Origin of the sequence: Advenella sp., from assembly GCF_052108595.1 — a bacterium.
Classification (GTDB): domain Bacteria; phylum Pseudomonadota; class Gammaproteobacteria; order Burkholderiales; family Burkholderiaceae_B; genus Advenella.
On record NZ_JBQEAU010000175.1, the window covers coordinates 1 to 5761 of the forward strand.

General features: G+C 55.7%; 5 protein-coding genes and 1 pseudogene. 5 read left to right on the forward strand and 1 reads right to left on the reverse strand.

Annotated features, from left to right (window positions below):
- A partial coding sequence (locus tag ACTIKR_RS20085) for a carboxylesterase/lipase family protein (protein ID WP_442328834.1) occupies nt 1–1366 on the forward strand: 1366 nt, incomplete at its 5' end.
- 88 nt (nt 1367–1454) lie between these two features.
- Here the strand turns inward: ACTIKR_RS20085 and ACTIKR_RS20090 are convergent.
- A complete protein-coding gene (locus tag ACTIKR_RS20090; protein WP_442328835.1) occupies nt 1455–2402 on the reverse strand; it encodes a LysR family transcriptional regulator in 948 nt (315 codons plus the stop codon).
- A gap of 284 nt (nt 2403–2686) precedes the next feature.
- On the opposite strand from ACTIKR_RS20090, the gene madL reads away from it, so the two are divergent.
- The 4 genes and pseudogenes from madL to ACTIKR_RS20110 all read left to right on the forward strand — a co-directional run.
- A complete protein-coding gene (madL, locus tag ACTIKR_RS20095) occupies nt 2687–3088 on the forward strand; it encodes a malonate transporter subunit MadL (RefSeq protein ID WP_193090373.1) in 402 nt (133 codons plus the stop codon).
- A 14-nt stretch (nt 3089–3102) separates the two neighbouring features.
- Nucleotides 3103–3864, forward strand: a complete 762-nt coding sequence (gene madM, locus ACTIKR_RS20100) for a malonate transporter subunit MadM (protein WP_193090374.1) — start codon at nt 3103–3105, stop codon at nt 3862–3864.
- Between the two features lie 20 nt (nt 3865–3884).
- Entirely contained in the window at nt 3885–5540 is a 1656-nt protein-coding gene (gene mdcA, locus ACTIKR_RS20105; RefSeq protein ID WP_442328836.1) for a malonate decarboxylase subunit alpha, read from the forward strand.
- Nucleotides 5541–5545: 5 nt separating this feature from the next.
- A pseudogene (locus ACTIKR_RS20110) lies at nt 5546–5761 on the forward strand (malonate decarboxylase acyl carrier protein); the annotation flags it as partial.

A 5761-nucleotide genomic window follows, 5' to 3' on the forward strand; every position in this document is an offset into this window, starting at 1 on the left:
TTATGCCCGTGCATGCACCGCCACCACACGCTTTTCCCCGCCCCAGCCTTTGGCAGAAACCTCTTCGCTCATGGACGCGCGCACGTTCGCGGCGCCACCGGTTCAGCCGGCGCGCAGTCCGAATCCGGAGAACATATATGGCAACATTGATTGCCTGAATCTGAATATCTGGACCTCGGAATCGTCCTTGAAAACGGGTGGACTGCCTGTAATGGTATGGATACCCGGCGGCGGTTTTATGCGTTGCGATGCCAACGATCCGCTGTACGATGGCTCTCACTTTGCGCGTAAAGACATTATTTTTGTCACTGTGAACTATCGCGTGGGCGTGGAAGGATTTCTGCAATTGCCAGGCATGGCCGCTAACCGCGGGCTGCAGGATCTGTTATTGGCGCTCAATTGGGTACAGCAACATATTGGCAACTTCGGCGGAGATCCTGCTCGGGTAACCGTTGTCGGGCAATCGGCCGGGTCCGGGGCAATCGCGTGCCTGATGGGCATGCAACAAGCCAACGGTTTATTTCAACAGGCCATTTTGCAAAGCCCCAGTACACTGGTGCAGACGACGGCCGAAGCGCAGACGGCGGCAAATGCGATCGCCGACTTGGCCAACTGCCCAGCCACGCTTGAGGCACTTACATCCATCAGTCCGGCAAAGGCGGCCACAGCGCTGGCCAAACTCTCGCTAAATGGCGCACTGCGCCGACAATACGGCCTGGGTGAACATCACCGTTTCGCACTGCGCCCAGTAATAGATGGCGAAATTGTTGCCAGTTCACCATTGCAAGCGATCAGGCAGAACAAGATAATGCCAAGAGCGATACTGGCGGGCGCAACCAAGGAGGAAGCCCGTCTTTATCTGGTTCCTGACGGCAGCATTTCTAAAATATCTGCCGATGATGTGAACAGATTCATCACGGATGCAAAGCTGCCACCTAACACGGCACAGCGCTATCGACAACAACTTTCCGCCGATAGACAAAGCAACGGCGAAATCCTTTGCGCTATTCAATCTGATTACTATTACCGCGAACCAGCACGGCGCATTGCCGAGCATGCGACAGATCGTGGCTCAAAAGCCTACTCCTACGAATTTTGCTGGCAATCAAACTTATACGAAGGTCAGCTTGGTGCTGCCCACGGCGTTGAGCTTCCAGTTATGTTTAACAACCTGCATAACGACACAGCACGCCATTTTATCGACGTTGACAAACCTGTTTCAAGCGCACTGGTCTCAAGCATGCATCAAGCCTGGGTGAGATTTGCCAAGACTGGAGAACCAGGCTGGCCTGCACAAACAAAAGATCAACGGAGCATGATGCTCTTCGGAGACGGTGATAGCATACAGCGCCTGGTCACTTATTGATCAGGCACAACGGGTGCCTTGTCGCCAGAATGTACGGCCACCCTCTCGCCGCCTGACCTGAGATCGCCATATGGACTGGTCTGCCAGTTCATTCGGCCTCTCCCAACATTGGGAAATCTCCACCTTGCAACAGCCGGCGACTGTAGGTGCGACCCTCTGCCGCCAGGGCCAGCAAATTGCGATCCTGTTCTCGGCTATCCAGAAACAACAGTGCAATGTGTTGGGAATAGGTATGATCTGGCCTGAGTGGAATCAATTTTATACGCGGCGTAAAGGAGGCGATTCGCCCGGGCAGCAAACTGATTCCCATGCCATTGCTAACCAGGTTGATCAGCGAAAAAATATCGCCCACATGCATCCCTATCACAGGTGATATACCGGCACTCTCCATCATCCGGTTAAAACTGAATGATGTGATGAATCCGTCGGCCAGGGTCACAAAATTCTCGTCGGCCAGTTCGTGCAAATCAACCTCGGTGCGACTCGCATAGGGCGAATCCAGCGGTACGGCCAAAAACATTTCATCAGAAAACAAGGGCACGGTAATCAGGCGCTTGCTGGCGATACCGTCATGCACCCCGATGACAATAGCATCGAGTCTGCCGTCTTGCAGCTTTTGCAGCAGCTCGTCATTGGAACCCAGTGTCAGCTCTATATTGAGCCCGTCCTTGCGCAACTTGGTCCCGACAATCAGGTGCGGAATGCAATGCAGCGTCAGGGAATAGATGGCGCCCAGCCTGAGCCGGGACGCATTGATCCCCGCCATGTCTCGCACTGCATGGATGCCCTCTTCGCACTCGGCCACGACCCGACGGGCAGATTCGGCCAATCGTCGCGCCGTATTCTGCGGGACCAGATTTCTTCCTTCCAGCTTGAACAGCGGGCAGCCGATGGCCTGCTCAAGCGAATGCAGGGCGCGGTGCACGCTGACAACGCTCTGGCCCAGATCCTCTGCAACCCGGGCAAGATTGTTGCGCTCCATGAAAGCCAGAAAGACTTCCAGTTTTTTCAGGGTAATGGATTCGTCAATGGCCATGGGTTTAACTCACTGGATATTTCATGATGGCTAGGGTAAACGATAGGTCAGGCCAGACAACCTGGCCGTTGACTATGGAAACGCATGCCGGGACAGCACAATATTTAACATCAGGCTAAATGATTGTACATGCAGGTTGATTGAAAAGCCTGCCATCCCTGTCTATTGTCTGTCTGACGAAAGGGAGTCGTGGCAGCGTTCGCAAGTGTTCTCTGCAGACCGATTCCATTTTCGGCACCAGGAACGCTTAACTACACATCATAAAAACATCCGGAGACAAAACCATGATTATTTACGGTACAGCCATACTGGCTGCATGCCATTTACTGGGAGCCTATATCGGCGACCTGCTGGGCATGCTGATCGGGGTCAAGGCCAACGTAGGCGGCGTCGGCATCTCCATGATGCTGCTGATCGCAGCCCGCACTTATCTGCACAGGAAAGGGCTCATGCCCGCCACAACACTGGCTGGCGTTGGGTTCTGGTCGGCCATGTACATTCCTATCGTCATCGCCATGGCTTCACAGCAAAATGTTGTGGCCGCGCTCAAGGGCGGCCCTGTCGCCATACTGGGCGCCATCCTGACCGTTGCGCTTACAGGATGCGCTATTGCGGCGATCAACCGCTCCGGTCCCGAAGATGCAGGCGCCACCTGGCAAGCCAGCCTCGCTGCAGACCGGGCCTGAAAGGAGACATGACAATGGACATGTTGAAACAGGCAATTATGCAGAACAATCTGATCGCCGCCTTCGCTTTCGTCGGTCTGATCATATGGATATCAGGCCATCTGTCAAGACGACTGACCAATGGGCGCGTACATGGTTCAGCCATTGCAATTGTGATTGGTTTGATTCTTGCCTACTGGGGCGGACTGGAAACGGGTGGCTCCAAAGGGCTGGCTGACGTCAAGCTCTTTGCCGGGATAGGACTGATGGGCGGCGCCATGTTGCGTGATTTTGCCATCGTCGCGACGGCATTTGACGTACAGGTAGAAGAAGTCAAAAAGGCAGGGCTCATCGGTATGGTTTCCCTGCTGCTGGGTATCGTACTCCCGTTCGTTGTGGGGGCCAGCGTTGCCTATGCATTCGGGTACCGGGACGCGGTATCCATGGCGACAATCGGTGCTGGTGCCATGACCTACATTGTGGGTCCGGTTACCGGCGCGGCAATCGGCGCCAGTTCAGACGTCATTGCCCTGTCCATCGGCATTGGGCTGATCAAGGCCATTCTCGTCATGGTCTTTACCCCTGCCACGGCTCGCTTCATGCGCCTGGATAACCCGCGCTCGGCAATGGTCTTTGGCGGCATGGCGGGAACCACCAGCGGCGTGGCAGCAGGTTTGGCGGCGACAGACCCCCGTCTGGTGCCGTATGGCGCGCTGACGGCAACCTTTTATACCGGCCTGGGCTGCCTGATGGGGCCCTCTGTTCTGTTTCTCGCGACAAGAGCGCTATTCGGTTAATTTAGCAACAGGAATATCCTATGAATCACACTGGCACCTCCAAAGTCTGGGATACACGAAAACGCGGGCGACAGCGACGCCTGGAGCGCGCAGCCAGCCTGGGATTGAGTCCTAGAATCACGCAAGAGCAGATCACCCAGCTGCTGCAGACGGTTATTGAACCAGGCGATCGCGTGTGCCTGGAAGGCAATAACCAGAAACAGGCCGATTTTCTCGCCGACTCGCTGGCCGCTTGCGATCCGCAACAATTGCATCATCTGCACATGGTTCAGTCTGTGCTCGCCCTGCCCAGTCATTTGGATCTTTTCGAAAACGGCATTGCCAGCCGACTGGATTTTTCTTTTTCAGGTCCTCAAGGAGGCCGCCTGGCACGACTGGTTCAGGATAAGCAGATCGAGATCGGCGCCATTCATACTTATCTGGAACTGTTCGGTCGCTATTTCACCGATCTGACTCCCAATGTTTGCCTGATTGCGGCGCAGGCGGCAGACGCTGCCGGCAACCTGTATACCGGTCCGAATACCGAAGACACACCAGCCATTGTGGAGGCCACGGCGTTTCGCAGCGGGATCGTGATCGCTCAGGTCAATGAGCGAGTCGATACACTGCCACGGGTCGATATTCCGGCGGACTGGGTCGACTTTACCGTGGTCGCACCGCATCCGAACTATATTGAACCCCTGTTCACCCGCGACCCGGCTCAGATTACAGAGGTGCAGATCCTGATGGCCATGATGGCCATCAAAGGTATTTACGCCGAGTATGGTGTACAACGGCTCAATCATGGCATTGGCTTTGATACCGCTGCGATTGAATTGCTGCTGCCCACTTATGCAACCGAACTTGGCTTGAAAGGAAAAATCTGCACGCACTGGGCCCTGAACCCTCATCCCACCCTGATTCCCGCCATTGAATCCGGTTGCGTGCAATCCATCCACAGCTTTGGCTCGGAAGTTGGCATGGAAAACTACATTGCCGCCCGCTCCGACGTATTTTTCACCGGCCGGGACGGCAGTATGCGTTCGAATCGTGCTTTGAGCCAGACTGCCGGCCTGTATGCCTGCGACATGTTCATCGGCTCGACGCTGCAAATCGATCTGGCCGGCAATAGTTCAACCGCAACGACCGGACGCATTACAGGCTTCGGCGGCGCGCCCAATATGGGTTCAGACCCGCATGGCCGGCGGCATGCCTCTGCCGCATGGCTCAAGGCAGGCAGGCAAGCAGGCGGGCCCGATGCCATACGCGGGCGCAAGCTGGTTGTGCAAACGGTAGAAACGTTTCGCGAACATATGACCCCGGTATTTGTGGAGGAGCTCGATGCCTGGCAGTTGAAAGCGGCCATGGATGCCGAGTTGCCTCCCATCATGATTTACGGCGATGATGTCACGCACATTGTGACCGAAGAAGGCATCGCCAATCTGCTGCTATGTCGCAGCGCCGAGGAACGCGCCCAGGCCATTCGCGGTGTTGCCGGCTTTACCCCTGTGGGCATGGCACGCGATGGGCGCATGGTCGAAAATCTGCGCGATCGTGGCGTGGTGCGCCGTCCCGAAGATTTGGGTATTGACCCTCGTCTGGCAACGCGGGATCTGCTGGCAGCCCGCTCGGTAAAAGATCTGGTCAGGTGGTCTGGCGATCTTTACACGCCCCCTTCCCGATTCCGGAATTGGTGATCTCCATGGAAAAACTTGAATATCATTTTTCAACACCCACTATCGAACCCGCTCATGGCGCAGTGCTTTGCGGCGTCGTTGGCTCGGGCAACCTTGAAGTGCTGGTTCGACCCGCGGATACCGCCGCGTCCTGCTCAATAGAGATAAAGACCTCTGCCCGTGGATTCGGAGATATCTGGCAGGCCGTTCTGGCAGAGTTCATATCCCATCATGCCATGGGT

Bases quoted from the DNA above. Each gene is read 5' to 3' on its own strand.
- madM (WP_193090374.1), top strand. From the start codon at position 3,103: ATGGACATGTTGAAACAGGCAATTATGCAGAACAATCTGATCGCCGCC.
- mdcA (WP_442328836.1), top strand. From the start codon at position 3,885: ATGAATCACACTGGCACCTCCAAAGTCTGGGATACACGAAAACGCGGG.
- madL (WP_193090373.1), top strand. From the start codon at position 2,687: ATGATTATTTACGGTACAGCCATACTGGCTGCATGCCATTTACTGGGA.
- ACTIKR_RS20090 (WP_442328835.1), bottom strand. From the start codon at position 2,402: ATGGCCATTGACGAATCCATTACCCTGAAAAAACTGGAAGTCTTTCTG.